Source organism: Streptomyces sp. JH002 (assembly GCF_050916115.1).
Taxonomy (GTDB): domain Bacteria; phylum Actinomycetota; class Actinomycetes; order Streptomycetales; family Streptomycetaceae; genus Streptomyces; species Streptomyces xiamenensis.
Genome location: NZ_CP087989.1, coordinates 4,982,937 through 5,005,989, shown reverse-complemented (window position 1 = coordinate 5,005,989; position 23,053 = coordinate 4,982,937). Strand labels below are relative to the sequence as shown.

Below are 23,053 nucleotides of genomic sequence, written 5' to 3'. Positions count from 1 at the left end.
CCGCCCGCGTCCGTTCGGAGCACCGGCCCCCGGGCCCGCCCGGCACCCACCGGGGCACGGCGGTGCGGAGCGGGCCGGGGATCGGTCAGGGATCAGCCGGCGGCGCCCAGTTGCCCCTCGGCCGTCGCCAGGATCTCCGTCACCCGCAGCGCGAACCGTACGTCGCACGGGTGCGCCTCACCCGTCCGCGCCGCCCGCTCCAGCGCGTCGATCGCCGCGCCGAACGCCTCCACGTGCCGGGCCTCGCCCCGGTCCGGGAGCGTCACGATGCCCGGCTTGCCGCGCAGCACCGCCGACATCGACGACGCCTGCGGAGGCACCGACAGGCTCACCGTGAGGGTGCTGGAGGCACCGCTCACATGGCGCAGCGACATGTGCACCATGTCGCCGGGACCCCGGGCGGCGGTGATCGCGTCCAGCCCGGTGACATCGCCCAGCGGCGGCAGCAGCACCGACAGCGCGTGCGGGCCGATGTCCCACAGTCCGCCCTTCTCCCGCCGCCACGGGGAGGCGGCGTACGGGCTGTCGCTGCCGCCCTCGTCGAAGATGCCGGAGAACCACTCGGCGCGGCCGTTCACCCAGCCGTCCGTCTCCTGCTGCTCCACCAGCCAGGCCGCCGACTCGGGGGCGAAGTGCAGGGTGAAGAAGACCACCGACGCCACCCCGGCGGCCTCGGCCGCCTCGGCCACCTCCCGGGCCGCCGGCACGGTCGTGGCCAGCGGCTTGTCCAGCAGCAGATGACGGCCGGCCGCCGCGGCCCGTACCGCCAGCGGGGCCTGGACATCCGGCGGCAGCGCGATCGCCACCGCGTCGCAGTCGGCGATCAGCGCGTCGGCGTCCTCGTAGGCCCGGGTGTCCAGCCGCCCGGCCAACTCCCGCGCCGCCTCGGGGCGGCGGCCCCACACACCCACCAAGTCCACGCCGGGGTGCCCGGCCAGGGCGGGACCCTGGGTCAACCGGGCCCAGGGGCCGGTGCCGAACAGTCCGAAGCGCATGCGCAGAGGAAGTGACATGACACACAGGGTAAGGGCCGTTCCGCCTCACCGGCACGCCGTCCGCCGGCCCAAACCCCGTTCACAGCTCGTTAACAACCGGGCAACTGGTCAGAAACCGCAGGTAGCGAGGGTGGCGACAGCGTATGGACCACCCCGCACACCCCCACACGCCATTGCGACATCTGCGATGAACTCCTCAAGGAGCACGACCGTGAGCTACAAGGCCGAGTACATCTGGATCGACGGCACCTCGCCGACGGCGAAGCTGCGTTCGAAGACGAAGATCCTCGCCGACGGCGCCGAGCCCCCGGTCTGGGGCTTCGACGGCTCCAGCACCAACCAGGCCGAGGGCCACGCCTCGGACCGCGTCCTGAAGCCGGTCGCCTCCTACCCGGACCCGATCCGCGGCGGGGACGACATCCTGGTGCTGTGCGAGGTCTTCAACACCGACGACACCCCGCACGAGTCCAACACCCGTGCCCTGCTGCGCCCGGTGGCCGAGCAGTACGCCGCGCAGGAGCCGATCTTCGGCATCGAGCAGGAGTACACGTTCTTCGAGGGCTCCCGCCCGCTCGGCTTCCCCGAGAACGGCTTCCCGGCCCCGCAGGGCGGCTACTACTGCGGCGTCGGCGTGGACGAGATCCACGGCCGTGACATCGTCGAGGCGCACCTGGAGCACTGCCTCAAGGCGGGTCTGGGCATCTCCGGCATCAACGCCGAGGTCATGCCGGGCCAGTGGGAGTTCCAGGTCGGCCCGCTCTCCCCGCTGGAGGTCGCCGACCAGCTGTGGGTGGCCCGCTGGCTGCTCTACCGCACCGCCGAGGACTACGGCGTGGCCGCCACCCTGGACCCCAAGCCCGTCAAGGGCGACTGGAACGGCGCCGGCGCGCACACCAACTTCTCCACCAAGGCCATGCGCGAGGGCTACGACGCGATCATCACCGCGTGCGAGTCCCTGGGCAAGGACGGCAAGCCGCTGGAGCACGTCAAGAACTACGGCGTGGGCGTCGAGGACCGGCTCACCGGCGCGCACGAGACCGCCCCGTGGGACCAGTACAGCTACGGCGTGTCCGACCGCGGTGCCTCGGTCCGCATCCCGTGGCAGGTCGAGCGGGACAAGAAGGGCTACATCGAGGACCGGCGCCCCAACGCCAACGTCGACCCGTACGTCGTCACCCGGCTGATCACCGACACCTGCGGCGCGGCGCTCGCCGAGGCCGGCCAGGTCTGATCCCGCCCCCGGAAACGTCCCCGGTCCGTGGCTGGCAGCTCGGACACGGACCGGGTGACCCGCCGCGGATCCGATGACCCGAAGCCGTGGTGTACCTGGGTACACCACGGCTTCGGGTCGCGGCCCCCGTGATCAGGACCCGCACTCTCCGGAAGACTGTCCTCCGTACACACGCACCCACAGCAGCACGCGGCGGAGGACACGGACACCATGAGCACCGAACGGGCGCGCGACGCCCTGCTGGCATCGGCCAGGGCACTGCTGCTGTCGCTTGCCTCGATCATCGGCTCGCTGCTGCTGTTCATCCTCTCCGTGCTGTCCCTGGCCTTCCTCGGGCTCGGTCTCGGCTTCCTCACCACTCCCCTGGTCGTCCGTCTCACCCGCGCGCACGCCAACCAGCGCCGGCAGCTCGCCCACGACTGGTCCGGGGTCACCATCCACGCCGCCTACCGCCCGCTGCCGGACGCCCGGCGTGACGGGCTCGCCGCACGGGTGGAGGAGACCACACGGCTGCTGCGCGACCCGGCCACCTGGCGCGACCTGCTGTGGCTGCTGGTGGACGCCACCCTCGGCTTCGCCGTCCTGGTGCTCGCGCCCTCCCTGCTGCTGTACGGGGTGTACGGGCTGGTGCTGCTGGCCGGCGTCTGGCAGCCCATTCACGCGGCGTCCGGCACCATCTGGCTGGCGTTCGTGCCCATCAGCTCCTGGTTCACGGCCGTCCTCGGCGCCCTCGCCGGCGTCGGCTTCTTCCTGCTGGGGCTGCGCTGCAACCCGCTGCTGCTGCGCACCCACTTCCTGCTGTGCCGCGTCTTCATCGGTGCCAGCCACAAGCAGCAGCTCGCCCAGCGGGTGGCGCGGCTCACCGAGACCCGGCACGACGCGGTGGACAGCTCCGCCGCCGAACTGCGCCGCATCGAGCGCGATCTGCACGACGGCGCGCAGGCCCGGCTGGTCGCGATGGGCATGAGCCTGGGCGCGGCCGAGGCGCTGATGGAGAAGGACCCGGCCCAGGCCAAGGAGTTGCTGGCGCAGGCCCGCGCCTCCTCCGCCGAGGCGCTGACCGAGCTGCGCGACCTGGTGCGCGGCATCCATCCGCCGGTGCTCGCCGAACGCGGCCTGGGGGACGCCGTCAAGGCGCTGGCACTGCGGATGCGGATTCCGGTGGAGGTCGATGTCGAGCTGTCCGGGCGGCTGCCGGAACCGGTGGAGACCGCCGCGTACTTCGCGGTCAGCGAGGTACTCACCAACGCCGCCAAGCATTCGGGCGCCGACCGCATCTGGCTGGACATCTACTACGGGGAGAGCGAGTCGACCCTCAAGATCGCGGTGACGGACAACGGACGCGGCGGTGCCTCCCTGGACGGGGGGACCGGGCTGCGCGGCATCGAGCGGCGGCTGGGTCCGTTCGACGGGGTGCTCGCGCTGTCCAGTCCGGCCGGCGGGCCGACGCTGGTGACGATCGAGGTGCCCTGCGAGCCGCCGGTGGCGCGCTGATCCGTGCCCGTACGTCCCGTGACCGTCCGCCCGGTGCCCGTCCGTCCCACCCCGGGAGTCCGCGCGGGGCAACCGTCCCCGGGGCGCCCGGCGAGGTCCCGCGTTCACCCCCACCTCATCCAGGTGTAGACCAACTCGCTTACGCTGGCGTGGACTTGCTCCCCCCACAAGAGAGCGCGGCGACGTATGCGACGCATCAGGAACCTCCGTAACCTCCTGCTCATCAGCGCGACGGCACTGGCCCTCACCCTCCCCCACGGCGCCGCCGGGGCGGCCGGCGCGACGGACGCCGGCACCTCGGCCGACGGCGCCCTGGCCTTCGACGCGGGCACCATGGTCGGCGTCCACAACGCCTACGAGAAGAGCACCTTCCCCTACCTCGCCGACGGCCTGGACTCCGGCGCCGGCATGCTGGAACTCGACGTCTGGACCAACTTCTTCGGCGGCGGCTGGCGGGTCTCGCACAGCAACCCGCTGGGCAACGACAACAACTGCGAGAACGCCTCCTCCCCCGCCGAGCTGCGCACCAAGGCCCGCAACCAGGGCCTGGCCGGCTGCCTCGCCGATCTGCGGGCCTGGCACGACGGCAACCCCGGGCACCGGCCCATCCTCATCAAGATAGAGATGAAGGACGGCTTCGCCGCCAACCTCGGGCGCGGCCCCGCCCAGTTCGACGCGCTGGTGAACGGCATCCTCGGCGACGCCGTCTACCGGCCGGGCGAACTGGCCGCCGGACACGCCACCCTGGACGACGCGGTCCGCGCCGACGGCTGGCCCACCCGCGACGAGCTGGCCGGCAAGTTCCTCTTCCACCTCATCCCCGGCACCGTCGAGGAGGGAAACCCCTTCGACACCCTGTGGACCGATGTCGAGTACAGCCGCCACCTGCGCGACCTGGCCGCCGCCGGACAGCTGGACCGCGCCGTCGCCTTCCCCGCCGTGCACCACGCCGAGGCCGGCGACCCGCGCACCGCACGGTACGCGGACGCCACGCTGCGCCCGTGGTTCGTCGTCTTCGACGGCAACGCCCCCACGTACGCGGGCGGCACCATCGACACCGGCTGGTACGCCCGCAACAACTACCTGCTGGTGATGACGGACGCGCACGCCGTACCGCCCGCCATCAGCCCCACCGAGCCGGCGGAGAGCGAGGCGCTGGAGCGGGTACGGCAGCTGGCCGGCACGCACGCCAGCGTCGTCAGCTCCGACTGGCACACCCTGCCCACCGTCCTGGGGACCGTGCTGCCGCGCGGCTGAGCCACCGGAACCGGCGGTAGGCTGATCCACTCCGGGCGGGCGGACGGAACCGACGGACACGAACGGAAGCAGGTAGGTACCGGGTGCGCGTCGTTCTCGCCGAAGATCTGTTCCTTCTCAGGGACGGCCTCACCCGGCTCCTGCAGGCACACGGCTTCGAGATCGCGGCGGCCGTCGACAACGGCCCCGCCCTCACCCGGGCGCTCGCCGAACTGCGGCCGGACGTCGCGGTCGTGGACGTCCGGCTGCCCCCGTCCTTCACCGACGAAGGGTTGCAGTGCGCGCTCCAGGCGCGCCGCGACCGCCCGGGCATGCCGGTGCTGGTGCTCTCCCAGCACGTGGAGCAGCTGTACGCCCGCGAACTGCTGGCGGACGGCCACGGCGGGGTCGGCTACCTGCTCAAGGACCGGGTCTTCGACGCCGACCAGTTCATCGACGCGGTGCGCCGGGTCGCCGAGGGCGGTACGGCCATGGATCCGCAGGTCATCCAGCAGTTGCTCGCGCAGCGCACCCAGGACTCCCCGCTGGAGCGGCTCACCCCGCGCGAGCTGGAGGTCATCGAGCTGATGGCGCAGGGCCGTTCCAACGCCGCCATCGCCGAGCGGATGGTGGTGACCGAGCGCGCCATCGCCAAGCACACCTCCAACATCTTCGCCAAGCTCGGCCTCCCGGTCTCCGACGACGACAACCGGCGGGTGCTGGCCGTGCTCGCCTATCTCGAACGGCGCTGACCCGGTCCGGAACGCACGGCCGGCAGACAGCCGGTGGACAGCCCGCGGACACAAAGCGCGGCTTTCAGGAGAAAAACGGACCGCTCCGGAGAGAAACCGGACGCGGTCCGGACGCCCGGGAACACTCGCGTGTCCTCGGCCCCTTCCGCTCGTTCAGCGGGATGTGTCCTCCAGCGATCTGTCTTCCCCCGATGTCAAGACCACCAGCCACCGGCGCCAGGAGACCGCGCCCGGCGTCGGCCCCGAGCAGGCCGCCGCCGCGCTGGTGGAGCACTACCCCCGGTCAGGCTGGCCTACCTCGCCCTGCCCGACGACCTCAGCCGGCACCGCCGGGTGCTCACCGCACACGCCCTGGTCCAGCGCGCCGTGCCGCGCGGCAGGACGGCCGCGCCGGCGGTGCTGCCCACGGCGGGCGGTGACCCCGGCGCCGTCCCCGTACCGCGCACCGGAGCCGGGCCGACCGCCGACCCCGGCTATCTCCATCTGCGCCAGCGGGTCCTGCGCGCGGCGCTGACCGCCGCCCGCCCGGTGCGGCTGGCCGGGCGCGACCTGCCCCGGCTGCGCACGGGCCCCTACGGGCTGCCCCGGGTGGCCGGGCTGCGGCTGTTCCCGCTCGCCACCGGCGACACCCCCGAACTCGCCCTCGAACAGGCCCTCAAGCGGCTGACGGGAGCCGGCCGCGCGGCGTACGCGCTGCGCCGGCTCGACGGGCTCAACGCGCCCGCCATCCGTACCCTGCTGGCCGCCTCAGGGGTGGACGAGGACGGCATCCGCGCGGCACTGCGCGGCGCCGACACCCTGCCCGAGGGCGGTGAACTCGTCGATCCGTGCGCGCTGACCGCCCGTCCCACCGATCTGGCCAGGCGCCGCCGCCGGCAGCGCACCTTCCTCGCCGGTGCCGCCGCCCTCGCGCTGGCCGCCGGCACCGTGGCACTGGTCCCCGGCGGCTGGGGCCCGGACGGCGCGGCCGCCCCGCCCTACGCGGAGAACGCGCAGGCCCAGGCCGCCCTGGACCCCAAGACGCTGCGCCGGATGCCCGCCGACGTGTGGGAGGGCTCCTCCCGGGTGGACTTCGCCGTGTGGCCCGCCCGTGGCGAAGCCGTCAACGACCAGGAACTGCTGCGCCGCGCGCTGGCCGTGTGGGCGCGCCCCGGCGAGTCGGTGGGCGTCTCCGCGACGCCCGGCACCCAGACCGGACCGCCCCCGGGCCCGCCGCAGTTGCTGTTCGCCGGGGAGGTCGGCCAGGCCACGGTGGTGCTGCTGTACGACGGGATGCGGCTGGTGCGGTACGCGGAGGCGGCCGGTGCCACCGAGGGCGGCGCGGTGATGGACTTCGCCCGGGTGGACGGGGCCGACGCCCTCGCCTCCTCCGCCGTGGTTCTGGACCGGGCGGACGGCAACACCCGCTATCTGCTGGCGCCCTGGGTGGAGTCGCTGGAGATGACGGATCTGCTGACCCCGGGCCGCAGCGGGGCCCCCGCGGAGGTTGACGAGCACGGGGTGAGCGCCCCGGTGCGCACCCCGGCCGGGAGCGGCACGCAGGAGCAGTGCGCCGAGTACGCGGTGCTGGAGTTCACGGCGGCGGGCGCGGCGGCGCCGTACGCGATGGCGGACCTCGGGGAGCTGACCCCGGCGCTGCTGACGTACGGTGCGCCGGGTGAGCGGGCCGGGGCGCTGTCGGACGGCACGGCGGCCGCCAGGTGGGCGCGTACCGCCTGTCATCTGTCCGGGGCCACGGCGACCGGGGTGCGCTCGGTGAACACGTGGAACTTCGCCGAGCAGGAGCTGCCGGACGGGGCGGGTACGGCCCAGTGGGTGTGCACCCGGGCCGAGACCTGGCGGGGTTCGGGCAGCCGCACCATGGCGCAGTTCCAGATCCCGTCCGCGAACGACGGTGAGCCCGGTGCCGTCGTCGCGCGGCAGGAGGAGGGCACGGCCTGCGGGGAGTTCGAGCCGCGGGTGCTGGCCGGAGTGCTGTGGAAGTCGCCGGCCGACTCCTGGTACCTGCTGGCCGCGGGCAGTCCCGAGGTCCACTCGATCGCGGCGGAGGGTGAGGTCGAGGGGCAGGTCACCGGCCGGGTGATGGCGCTGCCGGCGCCCGGGCAGGAGGCGGACGCGGAGCTGACGGCGACGCTGGAGCACGGCGAGACGCTGAGTTCGCTGGGCTGAGACGGGACGGCGCTGCCCGTACGGCGAAGGGCCGTACGGGCAGCGGTCACGCGGTCGCGCGTCACGCGGTCATCCGGGGCCGGTGGCCCGGACGGTCAGCAGGAGCGGGCGCCGCTGTGCAGGGCGAGCGCGGTGTTGCTGCCGAGGGTGGCGGTGAACCGTCCCGAACCGTCCACCGTCACGGTGCGGTTGCTCTGCACGTCGCAGTAGTTCCCGGCCGGGAGCGAGGTCTGGTAGGTCTGGGTGAGCGAGCCGCCCTCGTGGTTGATGGCGACGAAGCCCCGAGTGCCGCGGCCGAAGGCGATGGCGTTGTTGCCGTTGTCCCACCAGTTGGTGACGGCCTGGCCACGGGTGGCGTTGCGGAAGCCGACCATGGAGGAGATCTCCGGCCAGGCGTGCTGGCACTTCCAGCCGTTCGCGTAGCAGGCGCTCACCTGGCCGTTGCCGGGCGGACCGGCGTCGTGATCGGTGAACTCGTAGCCGGAGTGCACATCGGGTGAGCCGTACGGCCAGGCCAGCATGAAGACGTTGGCGAGCGTGTAGTCGGCGCCGTTCTTGTAGGACAGGGTGGAGCCGTTGCGCTCGGTGTCGTGATTGTCGACGAAGACGGCGGAACCGCCGCTGGGCATGTGGCCCCAGCCCTCGCCGAAGTTGTTCAGGTAGGCCAGCCGCTCGTTCTGGAAGACCCGCTTGAGGTCGGTGCCGTAGCGGAACTCCTGGACATCGCCGGTGCCCCGGTACTCGGTGGGTGAGACGGCCTCGCCGGCGCCGTAGATGGCCTCCTGCTTCCAGTAGGCGTTGGGGTTGCTGAGGCGGGACTTGATGTTGGCGAGGTCGGCGGCGGGCATGTGCTTGGCCGCGTCGATGCGGAAGCCGGCGACGCCGAGGGAGAGCAGATCGTTCAGGTAGTCGGCGATGCGCTGGCGGACGTAGTCCTTGCCGGTGTTCAGGTCGGACAGGCCCACCAGTTCGCAGTTCTGGACGTTGTGACGGTCCCCGTAGTTGTCGCCGATCTCGCGGCGGCAGTCATTGAAGTCCCAGTCGCTGTACGGGGCGTTCGGGTAGTCGTACTTGGTGTAGGTGCTGCCGGCGGTGCCGGAGCCGGAGCCGGCCGTCATGTGATTGATGACGGTGTCCACGACCACGCCGACGCCGGCACTCCTGCAGGTGTTGACCATGTTCTGGAACTGGGCGCGGTTGCCGAGCCGGCTGCCGATCGTGTAACTGACGGGCTGGTAGGCGGTCCACCACTGGCTGCCCTGGATGTGCTCCTGGGGCGGGGAGACCTGGACGTAGCCGTATCCGGCCGGGCCCAGACGCTGGGTGCACTCGCGGGCGATGGAGTCGAAGTTCCAGGAGAACAGCACGGCGGTGACGTCCTTGTCACCGGGCGGTGCGGCGCTGGCGGCGGGGGCGCCGAGTGAGACCGCGAGCCCGGCGGCTGCTGCCGTCAGACCGGCGAGTGCCGTACGGATCAGGGGCATGACATCTCCTCACGGGTGGGGGTGCCGGAAGAGCACTCTTCTTGCCGAAAGGTTCATGGAAGTTTCAGCAAGAAGGTTGCAGGGCTGACCGTAGAGCGGCCCGCAGGGGCGGTCAAGGGGCGTGACACGCCCCGGAAATGTTGACGTCGAATGTCCGCAACCTCTTACGCAAGAAGTTGCGGACTGCTAGCGTCGAACGGCTGTTACCCCGTCACCCGTTGCCGCGCTGCGGCGCGATCGCCGTACTCCCCCTGACCACGAGTTCCGGCTGACCCCATCTCCCCGGGGGCAACCCCCGTACCCCCGGCCGCGCCACCCCGTCACCCCGTCACCCGTTGCCGCGCTGCGGCGCGATCGCCGTGCTCCCCCTGACGACCAGTTCCGGCTGACCCCATCTCCCCGGGGGCAACCCCCGTACCCCCGGCCGCGCCACCCCGTCGCCCCGTCACCCGCTGGCGCGCTGCGGCGCGATCGCCGTACTCCCCCTGACGACCAGTTCCGGCTGGAAGACGAACTCCGTGTGCTGGACCTGGGTTCCGTTGATCTCTTCCAGCAAGGTGGTGACCGCCGCGCCCGCCATCGCGCGGACCGGTTGGCGCAGGGTCGTCAGCGGCGGGTCGGTGAACGCGATCAGGTCGGAGTCGTCGTAACCGGTCACCGACACGTCCCCCGGCACGGTGAGCCCTCGCTGCCGCGCGGCCCGTATCGCGCCCAGCGCCATCATGTCGCTGCCGCACACGATGCCCGTGCAGCCCTCGTCCAGCAGGGCGGTGGCCGCGGCCTGGCCGCCCTCCACGCTGAACAGCGAGTGCCGCACCGGCGCACCCTCCCCCAGTTCCGCGGTGAAGCCCGCCACCTTCCGCAGCACCGGGACGAAACGGGCCGGCCCCACCGCCAGGCCGATCCGCTCATGCCCCAGATCCCGCAGATGCCGCACGGCCGTCCGGGTCGCCGCCGCGTCGTCGGGGGAGACGAACGGCGCCTCCACCCGGTCGTTGTAGCCGTTGATCAGCACGAACGGCACCCCGCGCCCCGCCAGCCTGGTGTACCGGTCGGGGTCGGTGGTGGTGTCCGCGTGCAGCCCCGACAGGAAGACGATGCCGGTGACACCCCGTTCCACGAGCTGATCCACCAGTTCGTCCTCGGTGGCCCCGCCCGGACTCTGGGTGCACAGCACCGGGGTGTAGCCGTGCGAGGCGAGCGCCTGCTCGATGACCTGGGCGAAGGCGGGGAAGATCGGGTTGGTCAACTCGGGTATCACCAGTCCGATCAGGCCCGCGCTGCGCTGCCGCAGCCGCAGCGGGCGCTCGTACCCCAGGACGTCCAGGGCGGCGAGCACCCGCTGCCGGGTCGTGGCCGCGACCCCCGACTTTCCGTTGAGCACCCGGCTGACCGTGGCCTCACTGACCCCGGCCTGCCCGGCGATATCGGCGAGTCGGGCGGGCGCGGCGTCAGCCATGCGTGGCCCACCACACCGTGGTGTCGGCGGGCAGGATGTCGCCCCCGGCGGGGACCGGGCCGCTGGCGAGCAGCAGGGTGCCGGCGGGTACGAGCCCGGCGGGCAGCGTGATGTCGGCCCCGGTGGTGTTGGCCAGGACCAGCACCGCTCCCCCATCGGCGCCGTCCGCGCCCTGCGCGGCGCGGCGGCGGAACGCCAGCACCCCCTCGGGGGCGTCCAGCCACTCCACCCCGTCCCCCGCGCCGAGTTCGGGCCGGCGGCGGCGGATGGCCAGCGCCGAGCGGTACAGCACCAGGGTGGAGTCCGGGTCGTCCGTCTGCGCCGAGACGGCGAGCTTGGCCCAGCCACCGGGCTGCGGCAGCCAGCTGCCCCCCGTGCCGAACCCGTACGAGGGCCCCTCGCTGCTCCACGGGATGGGCACCCGGCAGCCGTCACGCAGCCCGTCCTGGCCATCGCCCTCGGTGCCGTCCTCGTCCGGCGAGCGGCGGTAGAACGCCGGGTCCTGCCGTACCTCGTCGGGCAGGTCGGTGACCTCGGGCAGGCCGAGCTCCTCCCCCTGGTAGAGGTAGGCGGAGCCGGGCAGCGCCAGCATCAGCAGGGTGGCGGCACGGGCCCGGCCCACGTCGCCGCCGAGCCGGGTGAGGTGGCGCACCACGTCGTGGTTGGACAGGACCCAGGTGGTGGGGGCGCCGACCGGGCGCATGGAGTCCAGCGAGGAGTCGATGACCTCGCGCAGCGCGCCGGCCTCCCACGGGGTGCTCAGGTAGTGGAAGTTGAACGCCTGGTGGAGTTCGCCGGGGCGCAGGTAGCGGGCGGTGCGCTCGGCGCTGGGGGTCCACGCCTCGGCGACACCGATGCGCTGCCCCGGGTAGGCGTCCAGGATGGTGCGCCAGTCGCGGTAGATCTCGTGGACGCCGTCCTGGTCGAAGAACGGCAGTGTCTGGGTGCCCAGGAGCTTCAGCTGTCCGCTGTGGCCCATGTCGGGGAGCCCTTCGGCCTTGACCATGCCGTGCGCCACGTCGATGCGGAAGCCGTCGACGCCCTTGTCGAGCCAGAAGCGCAGCACCGAGCGGAATTCGTTCCGGACGGTGTCGTTCTCCCAGTTGAAGTCGGGCTGTTCGGGGGCGAAGAGGTGCAGGTACCACTCGCCGGGCGAGCCGTCGGGGTTGGTGGTGCGGGTCCAGGCGGGGCCGCCGAAGATGGACTCCCAGTCGTTGGGGGGCTCTTCGCCCTTCTCGCCCTTGCCGGGGCGGAAGTGGTAGCGCTCGCGCATCGGGGAGCCGGGGCCCTCGCGCAGGGCGCGGCGGAACCACTCGTGGCGGTCCGAGGAGTGGTTGGGGACGATGTCGACGATGATGCGCAGGCCCAGGTCGTGGGCTTCGCGGATGAGGTCGTCGGCGTCCTGGAGGGTGCCGAACATGGGGTCGATGGCCCGGTAGTCGGCGACGTCGTAGCCGGCGTCGGCCTGCGGGGAGGCGTAGAAGGGGCTCAGCCACACGGCGTCCACGCCGAGGTCCGCGAGGTAGGGCAGGCGGGCCCGGATGCCGGGGAGGTCGCCCATGCCGTCGCCGTCGCCGTCGGCGAAGGAGCGCGGGTAGACCTGGTAGATGACGGCGTCCCGCCACCACCCGGGCGTCTCGGCGGCAGGGGTGGTGGGGGCGGCGAGGTGCTGGGTCATGTCTTCCCTGTGGCTCGTCGTGTACGTGATGGGGGTGCCGGCGCGGGCCGGTGCGGTGGTGGTGCTCGGTGCGGGCCGGGTCAGGACTTGGTGGCGCCCGCCGTGAGCCCGGACTGCAGGTGCCGCTGCGCGTAGCCGAAGACCAGGGTCGCGGGTACGGCGATGAGCACGGCGGCGGCGGTCATCAGATGCCAGTCCTGGGTGTGCTGGTTGACGAAGGTCTGCAGACCGCCCGCCAGGGTCAGGTGCCGTTCACCGGTCATGAACGCGGTGGCGTAGGCGACTTCGGCCCACGCGGTGACGAAGGTGTAGAAGCCGGTGACGGCCAGGCCCGGCCGGGCCAGCGGCATGATGAGCCGCCAGAAGGTGCCGAAGGGCGACAGACCGTCCACCCGTCCCGATTCGTCGATGGAGACGGGGATGGTGTCGAAGAAGCCCTTCATCATCCAGGCGCAGAACGGCACCGCGATGGTGAGGTAGGTGACGATCAGCGCGATGGGCCGGTTCAGCAGCCCGTACTGGGCCATCAGGTTGTACAGCGGCACGATGAGCACGGCCATCGGGAACATCTGCGTGATGAGCAGGGTCCACATCAGCGGGCGCATGCCGGGGAAGCGGAAGCGGCTGAGCGCGTAGCCGGTGGTGGCGGAGATGAACACCCCGATGATGGTGGTGGTGACCACGATCAGCAGGGAGTTGCCGAACCAGGTGAGGAACTTGGTGTTGTTCAGCACGTGGTCGTAGTTGTCCAGCGTGAAGTTGGACAGCAGCGAGATGGTGAACGTGTCGGCCTTGGGCTTGAAGGACGTCACCAGCAGCCAGGCCGGCGGGAAGACCGCCACCAACGCGGCGAGCAGCAAGGTGGCGTGCAGCCCGAAGGAGGCGAGCGGGCCGCGTTCGCCGCGCCGTCGCGGGCGCTTGCCGCGTCCGCCGCCGGCGCCGCCCCACTGGGGGGTGTCGCCGGTGCCGGTGCCCGTGCCCGGGGCGGCCGTGGTGGTGCCGGTGGTGAAACGGGTTGTCTCGGTGGCCATCGCTACCACACCTCTCCCTGCTTGCGCAGCGCTCGCCGGTAGGAGATCGCGAACAGGACCAGGAGCAGCAGGATCAGCACGCCCCAGGCCGCGGAGTTGGCGAAGTCGCGGGGGCTTCTGATGAACGCCAGCCGGAACGCCTCGGTCACCAGGATGTCGGTGGAGCCGGCCGGGCCGCCCCGGGTGAGCAGGAAGATCACCGGGAACATGTTGAAGGTCCAGATGGTGCTGAGCAGCACCACGGTCATCGACACCGAACGCACTCCGGGCAGCGTGATGTTCCAGAAGCGCTGCCAGGGTCCGGCGCCGTCCATCTCGGCCGCCTCGTAGTGCTCGGGCGGGATGGACTGGAGGGCGCCCAGCATGGCGATCAGCATGAAGGGCACGCCCAGCCAGACGTTGACGCCGATGACGGCGAGCTTGGCCCAGGTCGGGTCGCTCAGCCAGTGCACCCCGGCGATCCCCTGGCCCTCCAGGAGGTTGTTGAGGATGCCGTTGCGCTCGTTGAAGATCATCCGCCAGGCGAAGACGGATACGAAGGCGGGGATCGCCCAGGGCAGGATCAGCGCCATCCGGTACAGAGTGCGGCCGCGGAAGCTGCGGTTGAGCATGTTGGCGAGGCCGAGACCGATGAGGAAGGTGATGCTGACGCAGGACACCGTCCACACCAGGGTCCAGCCCAGGCGGTCCCAGAACTCGCTGCCGCCGAGGATGTCGAGGTAGTTCTCCAGGCCGACGAACTCGTAGGTGGCCTCGATCTTGTTGACGCCGATCTGCCGCTCGACGTTCGCCTCGTTGGCGTTGGTGAGGGAGAGGAAGACGCCCCGCACCAGGGGCCAGCCGATGATGCCGGTGATGACGACGACCACCGGGGCGATCATCGCCCACGCGTACCAGTAATTGGACAGGGATCGGCGCAGCCTGGTGCCTCTTTTGAGCCGGGAGATCGCCGCTTCAGCCATGGTGTCGGCCGCCCTTCATGTCACACGCTTCCACAGGTTTCGCACCGGGCCGCTCAGTCGAGCCAGTCGTCGAGGATGTCGCGGTAGGCGTCACCCGTGCTCTTGGCGGCCTCCTCGGGGGACGCGGAGCCGATCAGCAGGCCCTGCACGTTCTCCTTGATGGGGTCGAAGAGGGACTGCGCCTGCGGGATCCAGGGGCGCTCGTGGGCCACGTCGACGGCGGGCTTGAAGAACTGCACCATCTCGTTGTTCTGCACCGACTCGACGTCGTAGACGGAGGTGCGGGTGGGGAGCAGGCTCAGTTCTTCGGTGATCCGCTGCTGGGTGGCGGCGGAGGACATGTACTTGACGAACTCGAAGGCGGCCGGGGACTCCTCCTCCGGGGTGCCGGCGTAGATCGCGTAGTTCCAGCCGCCCTGCGGTGCGGCCTGGCCCGCGGAGCCGCCGGGGACCGGGGCCACGCCCAGGTCGTCGCCCAGGCCGGCGACGGCGTCATTGATGGCCCACGGGCCGTTGATCATCATGGCGACCTCGCCACGGGTGAAGGAGCCCATCATGTTCTCCCAGCCGTCGCTGGTGTCGGTGATGGCGGCGCCCGAGTCGACCATGTCCTTCATCTGCGTGAAGGCGGCGATGCCGGCCTCGTTGTCGATGGTGACCTTCTTGCCCTCGGCGTCGACCATGTCGCCGCCCTCGCCGTACAGGAAGGGCAGGAACCAGTACGGGTCGTCGCCGCGCATGTACATGGGGACGGCGCCGGCGCCCTCGAAGGCGCCGGTGGAGGCCTTGACCTCCTCCAGCGTGGTGGGCACCTCGACGCCGGCGTCCGCCAGCAGCCGCTCGTTGTAGAACAGCGCCAGGGTGTCGATGACCTGCGGGACGGCGTAGGTGGTGCCCTCGTACTGGGTGCTGGCCCAGGCCTGCGGGACGAAGTCCTCCTGGTTCTCCAGGGCGGTGGTGTCATCCAGCGGCCACAGGTAGCCGAGGCTGGCGAAGTCGGCGACCCAGGCGACCTCGGTGCGCATCACATCGGGGGCCTCGTTGGCGGCGGCGGCGTTCTTGAAACGGTTCTGCGCGTCGTCGAAGCCGATGTTCACATAGTCGACGGTGACGCCGGGGTGCTGAGTCGCGAACTCCTCGGCGATGGCCTTGAAGACGGCCGCCTCGGTCTCGTTGGAGGTGTCCCAGTAGGTGATGGTGCCGCTCAGCTCACCGTCGGCGGCGGCTCCGCCGCCACCGTCCCCTCCGTCACCACCGCCGCAAGCCGTTACCGCAAGCGCCAACGCCGCGACCGCGGCCGTCGTCGTCCCTATGCTGCGCCGCATGTGAACTCCTTCAAGCGTTTCGCCCGTTTTAGGGGGCTGCGTCCCACCCTAGGCGCGGCTCCTTCGCCACGCCGGGCCGATCAGGAACGTAACAGCGACGTCATCCTTTGGAAAGACCTTGCGGCAAATTTCTGCAAGCCTGTCGCCACAACCGATCCGGCGGCTCCGGTCCCGGTCGCCGGCCCCCGTGCGCGCCCCGCGCGCCGGGGCGCGCCGCAGCGGCCGTCCGGGTGAACACGCCCGCCCCGGTCCCGGCCGGAATACACACATCCCGGTACAGTTCCCCCGGCCCGGTGGGCACGCACCGAGGCGGCCGGTAAGGTCCACTGGGTGACCGCACGGCTAGCTGACATCGCAGCCCAGGCGGGGGTCAGCGAGGCGACCGTCAGCCGGGTGCTCAACGGCCGGCCGGGCGTCGCCGCGGCCACCCGCGAATCCGTACTCGCCGCCCTCGATCTGCTCGGCTACGAGCGTCCCGCGCGGCTGGCCAAGCGCAGCGCGGGCCTGGTGGGGCTGATCACCCCGGAGCTGGAGAACCCGATCTTCCCGGCGTTCGCGCAGGTCATCGGGCAGGCGCTCACCCGGCAGGGCTACACCCCGGTGCTCGCCACCCAGACCCCGGGCGGCTCCACCGAGGACGAGCTGACCGGGATGCTGGTCGAACGCGGGGTGGCCGGGATCATCTTCATCTCCGGCCTGCACGCCGACACCTCCGCCGACGTGGAACGCTACGAGCGGCTGCGCGGCAACGGGGTGCCCTTCGTCCTGGTCAACGGGTTCGCGCCACGGGTGCGGGCCCCCTTCGTCTCCCCCGACGACCGGGCGGCCATGCGGCTGGCGATGAGCCACCTCATCTCGCTCGGCCACCGCAGGATCGGCCTCGCGCTGGGGCCGGCCCGCTTCGTCCCCGTCCAGCGCAAGATCGAGGGCTTCCTGCGCGGCGCCGTCGAGGACCTGGGAACCCCGGAGGACGAGGCGCGCGGGCTGATCGAGCACTCGCTGTTCACCCTGGAGGGCGGTCAGGCCGCGGCCACCGCCCTGCTGGAACGCGGCTGCACGGCGGTGATCTGCGCCTCCGACATGATGGCGCTCGGCGCGATCCGGGCGGCGCGGCAGCGCGGTCTCGCCGTCCCGGGCGAGGTGTCGGTGATCGGCTACGACGACTCCCCCCTGATCGCCTTCACCGACCCGCCGCTCACCACCATCCGCCAGCCCGTCCCGGCCATGGGCCAGGCGGCCGTCAGGGCACTGCTGGAGGAGATCGGGGGCACTCCCACCCCGCACAGTGAGTTCGTCTTCCTGCCCGAACTCGTCGTCCGCGGCAGCACGGCCACCGCTGCCTCTGTCGTACGGGGGACCCCCTGGGGTCAGAACCCGACCGGAGGGTGATCGGGCGGGCCTCCGGTCTCTGGCAGACTGTTCGACCATGGGGGCAACAAGCGTCGAGCCGGACAGTGAACAGCGAGTGGATGCGGGGAGCGTGACCGACAAGCAATCCGAGTCCCCGTCCCGGACGAGATGGCTGGGTTCGCTGCGCGTGCCGCGCCGCCCCCGCCTCTGGTTCGAGCTGCTGCTCATCGCCGTCAGCTACGGCGTGTACTCCATGATCCGCAACGCGGCGCCGACCCACGAGGAGCGGGCGCAGGAGCACGCGCGCCAGATCTGGGACTTCCAGAACAGCATCGGGCTGGGTTTCGAGCGCGCGGTCAATCACGGCATCGAGTCCGTGACCTGGCTGATCGTGCCGATGAACTACTACTACGCCACGCTGCACTTCATCGTGACCATCGGCGTGCTGGTGTGGGTCTTCCGCCGGCACCCCGGCCGGTACGGGGCGATCCGGCTGGTGCTGTTCGCCACCACCGGGATCGCGCTGATCGGCTACTACTTCTACCCGCTGGCCCCGCCGCGGCTGATGGCCGGCATGGACTTCATCGACACCGGGCGGGTGCACCAGACCTGGGGCTCGTTCCAGTCGGAGAGCATGCAATCGGTCTCCAACCAGTACGCGGCGATGCCGTCGATGCACATCGGCTGGTCGGTGTGGTGCGGCGTCACCATCGTGCTGCTGTCCAAGCCGCTGTGGGTGAAGGTCCTGGGTGTGCTGTACCCGACCCTCACGCTGCTGGTGATCGTGGCCACCGCCAACCACTTCTGGCTGGACGCGGTGGGCGGGCTGGTCTGCCTGGCGTTCGGCTTCGCGGTGGCCCGGACCTGGTTCGCGGAGTCCCCGTACCGGCTTCCCCAGCTGGTGCCGGACGCCGTGCCGCGCGCGAAACGCGCTCAGTCACCGTCGTAGAACAGCCGCTCCACCACGGTACGGGCGCGGCGCGTCGTACGGCGGTAGTCGTCGATCATCTGGCCGCCGCTGCCGGTGTCCTGCTGGCGGGCGGCGCCCGGCTCGTACCCCAGGTAGCGGGCGACGGCCGCCAGCTCGCGGGGGTCGGTGGGGAAGGTGTCCTGCGGCCTGCCGCGTACCAGCATCACCGCGTTGCGCACCCGTGAGGCCAGGATCCAGGCGGCGTCCAGCACGGCGGCGTCCTCGGCGTCCAGCAGCCCGGCCGCCTCGGCGGCGGCCAGGGCGCGGCGGGTGCGGGTGGTGCGCAGCTCGGGGAGTTCGGCGGCGTGCCGCAGCTGGAGCAGCTGCACGGTCCACTCGATGTCGGACAGTCCGCCGCGGCCGAGCTTGGTGTGGGTGGTGGGGTCGGCGCCGCGCGGCAGCCGTTCGGCCTCCATCCGGGCCTTGAGCCGGCGGATCTCGCGGACGTCGCTCTCGCTCAGCCCGGCCTCGGGGTAGCGCAGCGGGTCGATGAGGGCGGTGAACCGCTCCCCCAGTTCCGGGTCTCCGGCCACCGGCTGGGCGCGCAGCAGCGCCTGGCTCTCCCACACCAGTGACCAGCGGCGGTAGTAGGCCGCGTAGTTGTCGAGGGTGCGCACCAGCGGGCCACCGCGGCCCTCGGGGCGCAGCGCGGTGTCGATGAGCAGCGGCGGGTCGCCGGAGGGCAGCTGGAGCAGCCGGGTGAGCTCGCCGGCGACGGCGAGGGCGGCGCTGTCGGCCTCGGCCCGGTCGGCGCCCTCACGCGGCTCGTGGACGAACAGGACGTCCGCGTCGGAGCCGTAGCCCAGTTCGTGGCCGCCGAAGCGGCCCATGGCGATGATGGCGAACCGAGTGGGCAGCTCGGCGCCCCAGCGGGTCTGGACGGCTGCGCGCAGGGCGCCGGCGAGGGTGGCCGCGTTGATGTCGGTGAGGGCGTCGCCGACCTGGTCCAGGGCGGGGCCCTGGCCCTCGCCCGGGGGTGCCTCGGTGGGGCGGTAGGCGCCGACGATGTCGGCGGCGGCGGTGCGGAACAGTTCGCGGCGGCGTACGCCGCGGGCGGCGACGGTGGCGGCCTCGGCCGAGTCCGCGCGGCCGACGGCGGCCAGCACCTCCTGGCGCAGGGCGGTGGCGCCGCGCGGGGCGAGCCCGCCGGGGTCGCCGAGCAGGGCGACGGCCTCGGGGGCGCGCAGCAGCAGGTCGGGGGCGAGCCGGCCGGCCGACAGGACCCGGGCGAGGTTCTCGGCGGCGGCGCCCTCGTCGCGCAGCAGCCGCAGGTACCAGGGGCTGGTGCCCAGCGCGTCGGAGACCTTGCGGAAGCCGAGCAGTCCGGCGTCCGGGTCGGCGGAGTCGGCGAAGCGGTCCAGCAGGACGGGCAGCAGGGTGCGCTGGATGGCGGCCTTGCGGGTGACGCCGGAGGCGAGGGCCGTCAGATGGCGCAGCGCGGCGGCCGGGTCGGCGTAGCCGAGGGCGACCAGCCGGACCCTGGCGGCCTCGGGTGCCAGCCGTACCCCGCCGCCCTCCAGCCCTGCGACGGCGTCCAGCAGCGGGCGGTAGAACAGCTTCTCGTGCAGCCGGCGCACGGCGGTGGTGTGACGGCGCCAGGCGGCGGTGACCTCGGCGACCGGGTCGGGGGTCAGGCCCAGCGAGCGGCCCAGGCGGCGCAGGTCGGCCTCGTCCTCGGGCATGAGGTGGGTGCGGCGCAGCCGGAACAGCTGGATGCGGTGCTCGACGGTGCGCAGGAACTCGTACGAGTCGTGGAGGCTGGCGGCGTCCTTGCGGCCGATGTAGCCGCCCTCGGCCAGCGCGTGCAGCGCGTCCAGGGTGCTGGCGTGGCGCAGCGCGGGGTCGGTGCGGCCGTGCACCAGCTGGAGCAGCTGGACGGCGAACTCGACGTCACGCAGCCCGCCGGGGCCGAGTTTGAGTTCGCGTTCGACGCGGTCGGCGGGGATGGACTCCTCGACGCGGCGGCGCATGCGCTGCACGTCGGGGACGAAGTTGTCGCGTTCGGCGGCGCCCCACACCAGGGGGGCGACGGCCTCGGCGTACCGGGCCCCCAGCTCCTCGTCGCCGGCCATCGGGCGGGCCTTGAGGAGGGCCTGGAACTCCCAGGTCTTGGCCCAGCGGTGGTAGTAGGCGAGGTGGCTGGAGAGGGTGCGCACCAGGGGGCCGTTGCGGCCCTCGGGCCGCAGATTGGCGTCGACGGGCCAGATGGTGCCCTCTGCGGTGGTGTCGGAGCAGATCCGCATCATGCGGGCGGCGAGCCGGGTGGCGGCGCGCAGCGCGGCGGGTTCGGTGTCATCGGCGGCACCCTCGGGCGGCTCGGCGACGAAGATGACGTCGACGTCGGAGACGTAGTTGAGCTCCCGGCCGCCGCACTTGCCCATGCCGATGACGGCGAGCCGGCAGCCGGCGGCGTCCTCGGGGGCCTCGGCGGCGGCGATGCGCAGGGCGGCGCGCAGCGTGGCGGTGGCGAGGTCGGCGAGTTCGGCGGCGGTCTCGGTGAAGCCGGTGGTGCCGGTCATGTCGCGGGCGGCGATGGTCAGCAGGGCCCGGCGGTAGCCCACGCGCAGCGAGTCGGGGTCGGTGGCCTCGGCGAGGGCGGCGGTGAACTCCTCGATGCCGGGGTGCAGGTCGGCGGTGTCGAAGGCGGTGAGGGTGCGCCATTCGACGGGGTGCCGGGCGAGGTGGTCGCCCAGCGCCTCGGAGGCGCCGAGCACGGCCAGCAGCCGGTCGCGCAGGGGTTTGGCGGCCAGCAGGGTGTCGAGCAGGACGGCCCGGTCCCCTTCGGGCTGGGCCTCGGCGAGCCGGGTGAGGGCGGCCAGCGCGAGGTCGGGGTCGGCGGTGGCGGCGAGCGCGTCGAGCAGTACGCCGTCGTCACCCACCGGGTGCAGCGCCTCGTGGTCCAGCAGCAGGGAGGCGGCGCGCGGGTCGGTGAACCCGCGGCGCGCGAGCTGGCTGAAGCGCCCCTGCCGCCGGCCGCCGAAGGGGGTTCCGGGTCCGCTCACAGCGCGGGGAGGTTTTTGCGCAGCTCGAAGGCGGTGACCTCGGAGCGGTACTCCTCCCATTCCTGGCGTTTGTTGCGCAGGAAGAAGTCGAAGACGTGCTCGCCGAGGGTTTCGGCGACGAGTTCGCTGTGCTGCATGAGGTTGATGGCCTCGCCGAGGTTCTGCGGCAGCGGTTCGATGCCCAGGGCGCTGCGTTCGCGGTCGGTGAGCGCCCACACGTCGTCCTCGGCGCCGGGCGGCAGCTCGTACCCCTCCTCGACGCCCTTGAGGCCGGCGGCCAGCAGCAGGGCGTAGGCGAGGTAGGGGTTGACGCCGGAGTCCAGGGAGCGCACCTCGACGCGGGTGGAGCCGGTCTTGCCGGGCTTGTACATGGGCACCCGGATGAGCGCGGAGCGGTTGTTGTGGCCCCAGCAGATGTAGGAGGGGGCCTCGCCGCCGGCGCCTGCGGTGCGCTGGGTGCCGCCCCAGATCCGCTTGTAGGAGTTGACCCACTGGTTGGTGACGGCGGAGATCTCGCCGGCGTGCCGCAGGAGTCCGGCGATGAAGGAGCGGCCGATCTTGGAGAGCTGGTACTCGGCGCCGGTCTCGTGGAAGGCGTTGCGGTCGCCCTCGAAGAGGGAGAGGTGGGTGTGCATGCCGGAGCCGGGGTATTCGGAGAACGGCTTGGGCATGAAGGTGGCCTGGACGCCCTGTTCGAGGGCGACCTGCTTCATGACGAGGCGAAAGGTCATGATGTTGTCGGCGGTGGACAGGGCGTCGGCGTAGCGCAGGTCGATCTCCTGCTGGCCGGGCGCGCCCTCGTGGTGGGAGAACTCCACCGAGATGCCCATGGATTCGAGCATGGAGATGGCCTGGCGGCGGAAGTCCATGCCGATGTTCTGCGGGGTGTGGTCGAAGTAGCCGGAGGAGTCGGCGGGGGTGGGGCGGGAGCCGTCCACCGGCTTGTCCTTGAGCAGGAAGAACTCGATCTCGGGGTGGGTGTAGAAGGTGAAGCCGAGGTCGGAGCTCTTGGCGAGGGCGCGTTTGAGGACGTAGCGGGGGTCCGCGTAGGAGGGGGACCCGTCCGGCATGAGGATGTCGCAGTACATCCGGGCGGTGCCGGGGGATTCGGCGCGCCAGGGCAGGATCTGGAAGGTGGAGGGCGCGGGTTTGGCGATCATGTCGGACTCGTGGACGCGGGCGAAGCCCTCGATCGCGGAGCCGTCGAAGCCAATGCCTTCGTCAAATGCCTGTTCGAGCTCGGCGGGGGCGACGGCGACGGACTTGAGGAAGCCCAGCACATCGGTGAACCACAGCCGGACGAACCGGATGTCCCGCTCCTCCAGTGTCCGGAGCACGAACTCCTGCTGCTTATCCATGGCCACCATCCTCGCAGGTCACAACGCTCATTCTGGCGCACGGAAGCTCATCCGTCGCCCCCCAGTATCAGGGCATCCGGTTTCCGGGGCATTGCCGGTGCGGCACGGCGTGGGGTACGGGGGCCGTGCGGGGGGTGCGGCGCGGTCGCGGCGGGGGTGACCGGCGGGGTACGGCGGGCCGGGCGCGGGGGCGTCGCGCCGCTGGTCATATGCGTACGGGCGGGTGCCGCGCGGGGGCGGGTCCGGCGGGGCTGAGCCGAACCGGCCACCCGCCCGACAAGCTTTGGCCATGGTTACGCGGGGAGTGTTTCAGGGCGCGCACCGGCGCATCCGCGCAGCTCATCGGCTTGTCAGTACCCCCCGCGCCCCCGCTCACGGACTCGTTCGGGGGACGTTTGACGAACTCGCTGCGCCGGGGGCTTGCGGCCCCGTACTCTCCCTGTCACATAGCGAGTTGTGGCCACTACAGCTAGTCGCGGCTGGGTGGCCGCTGCCCGTGAGCGGACGCATGTATGTCAGAGGCATACCCCCTCCTCATCCGCAACTGCCGTCCCCAG

General features: G+C 72.0%; 15 protein-coding genes and 1 pseudogene. 7 read left to right on the top strand and 9 right to left on the bottom strand.

Translation table 11 applies throughout. From position 1 onward, the window contains the following. Nucleotides 1–92 precede the first annotated feature (92 nt). Complete coding sequence (locus H7827_RS23000) at nt 93–995, bottom strand: Gfo/Idh/MocA family protein (RefSeq protein WP_432748039.1); 903 nt, start codon at nt 993–995, stop codon at nt 93–95. Nucleotides 996–1,206: 211 nt separating this feature from the next. On the opposite strand from H7827_RS23000, the gene glnII reads away from it, so the two are divergent. From glnII to H7827_RS22975, 5 genes are all read left to right on the top strand, one after another. Further along, nucleotides 1,207–2,226 (top strand): glutamine synthetase, encoded by a 1,020-nt coding sequence (glnII, locus tag H7827_RS22995; RefSeq protein ID WP_262832738.1) that lies wholly within the window; start codon nt 1,207–1,209, stop codon nt 2,224–2,226. Nucleotides 2,227–2,436: 210 nt separating this feature from the next. Then, entirely contained in the window at nt 2,437–3,720 is a 1,284-nt protein-coding gene (locus tag H7827_RS22990; RefSeq protein ID WP_386538077.1) for a sensor histidine kinase, read from the top strand. 186 nt (nt 3,721–3,906) lie between these two features. Beyond that, nucleotides 3,907–4,977 carry a phosphatidylinositol-specific phospholipase C domain-containing protein gene (locus tag H7827_RS22985; protein WP_432747203.1) on the top strand — a complete coding sequence of 357 codons (1,071 nt, stop codon included), beginning with the start codon at nt 3,907–3,909 and terminating at the stop codon, nt 4,975–4,977. 83 nt (nt 4,978–5,060) lie between these two features. Continuing rightward, nucleotides 5,061–5,708 (top strand): response regulator transcription factor, encoded by a 648-nt coding sequence (locus tag H7827_RS22980; RefSeq protein ID WP_386538073.1) that lies wholly within the window; start codon nt 5,061–5,063, stop codon nt 5,706–5,708. A 333-nt stretch (nt 5,709–6,041) separates the two neighbouring features. Continuing rightward, nucleotides 6,042–7,877, top strand: a complete 1,836-nt coding sequence (locus tag H7827_RS22975) for a hypothetical protein (protein WP_432747202.1) — start codon at nt 6,042–6,044, stop codon at nt 7,875–7,877. Nucleotides 7,878–7,975: 98 nt separating this feature from the next. On the opposite strand, the pseudogene H7827_RS22970 reads toward H7827_RS22975, so the two are convergent. The 6 genes and pseudogenes from H7827_RS22970 to H7827_RS22945 all read right to left on the bottom strand — a co-directional run. Beyond that, a pseudogene (locus H7827_RS22970) lies at nt 7,976–9,361 on the bottom strand (alpha-amylase); the annotation flags it as partial. A 445-nt stretch (nt 9,362–9,806) separates the two neighbouring features. After that, nucleotides 9,807–10,820, bottom strand: a complete 1,014-nt coding sequence (locus H7827_RS22965) for a LacI family DNA-binding transcriptional regulator (RefSeq protein ID WP_432747201.1) — start codon at nt 10,818–10,820, stop codon at nt 9,807–9,809. Continuing rightward, on the bottom strand, nt 10,813–12,498 hold the full coding sequence (locus H7827_RS22960; protein ID WP_432747200.1) for a glycoside hydrolase family 13 protein: 1,686 nt from the start codon (nt 12,496–12,498) through the stop codon (nt 10,813–10,815). Before H7827_RS22960 ends, H7827_RS22965 begins: the two co-directional genes overlap by 8 nt. An 80-nt stretch (nt 12,499–12,578) precedes the next feature. Then, nucleotides 12,579–13,529, bottom strand: a complete 951-nt coding sequence (locus H7827_RS22955) for a sugar ABC transporter permease (protein WP_432747199.1) — start codon at nt 13,527–13,529, stop codon at nt 12,579–12,581. A 2-nt stretch (nt 13,530–13,531) separates the two neighbouring features. After that, nucleotides 13,532–14,491, bottom strand: coding sequence for a carbohydrate ABC transporter permease (locus H7827_RS22950; RefSeq protein ID WP_030734684.1), 960 nt, complete (start codon nt 14,489–14,491; stop codon nt 13,532–13,534). A gap of 53 nt (nt 14,492–14,544) precedes the next feature. Continuing rightward, nucleotides 14,545–15,816, bottom strand: coding sequence for an extracellular solute-binding protein (locus tag H7827_RS22945; RefSeq protein ID WP_432747197.1), 1,272 nt, complete (start codon nt 15,814–15,816; stop codon nt 14,545–14,547). A gap of 330 nt (nt 15,817–16,146) precedes the next feature. Here H7827_RS22945 and H7827_RS22940 point away from each other — a divergent pair, with 330 nt between their 5' ends. Together H7827_RS22940 and H7827_RS22935 are read left to right on the top strand one after the other, a co-directional pair. Beyond that, nucleotides 16,147–17,205, top strand: coding sequence for a LacI family DNA-binding transcriptional regulator (locus H7827_RS22940; RefSeq protein WP_432747196.1), 1,059 nt, complete (start codon nt 16,147–16,149; stop codon nt 17,203–17,205). 91 nt (nt 17,206–17,296) lie between these two features. After that, on the top strand, nt 17,297–18,115 hold the full coding sequence (locus H7827_RS22935) for a phosphatase PAP2 family protein (RefSeq protein ID WP_386538062.1): 819 nt from the start codon (nt 17,297–17,299) through the stop codon (nt 18,113–18,115). Here H7827_RS22935 and H7827_RS22930 read toward each other — a convergent pair. Both H7827_RS22930 and H7827_RS22925 read right to left on the bottom strand, forming a co-directional pair. Beyond that, on the bottom strand, nt 18,100–21,138 hold the full coding sequence (locus H7827_RS22930) for a bifunctional [glutamine synthetase] adenylyltransferase/[glutamine synthetase]-adenylyl-L-tyrosine phosphorylase (protein ID WP_432747195.1): 3,039 nt from the start codon (nt 21,136–21,138) through the stop codon (nt 18,100–18,102). The two genes, H7827_RS22935 and H7827_RS22930, sit on opposite strands and share 16 nt — an antisense overlap. Continuing rightward, nucleotides 21,135–22,496 carry a glutamine synthetase family protein gene (locus H7827_RS22925; RefSeq protein ID WP_030734699.1) on the bottom strand — a complete coding sequence of 454 codons (1,362 nt, stop codon included), beginning with the start codon at nt 22,494–22,496 and terminating at the stop codon, nt 21,135–21,137. Before H7827_RS22925 ends, H7827_RS22930 begins: the two co-directional genes overlap by 4 nt. Nucleotides 22,497–23,053 lie beyond the last annotated feature (557 nt).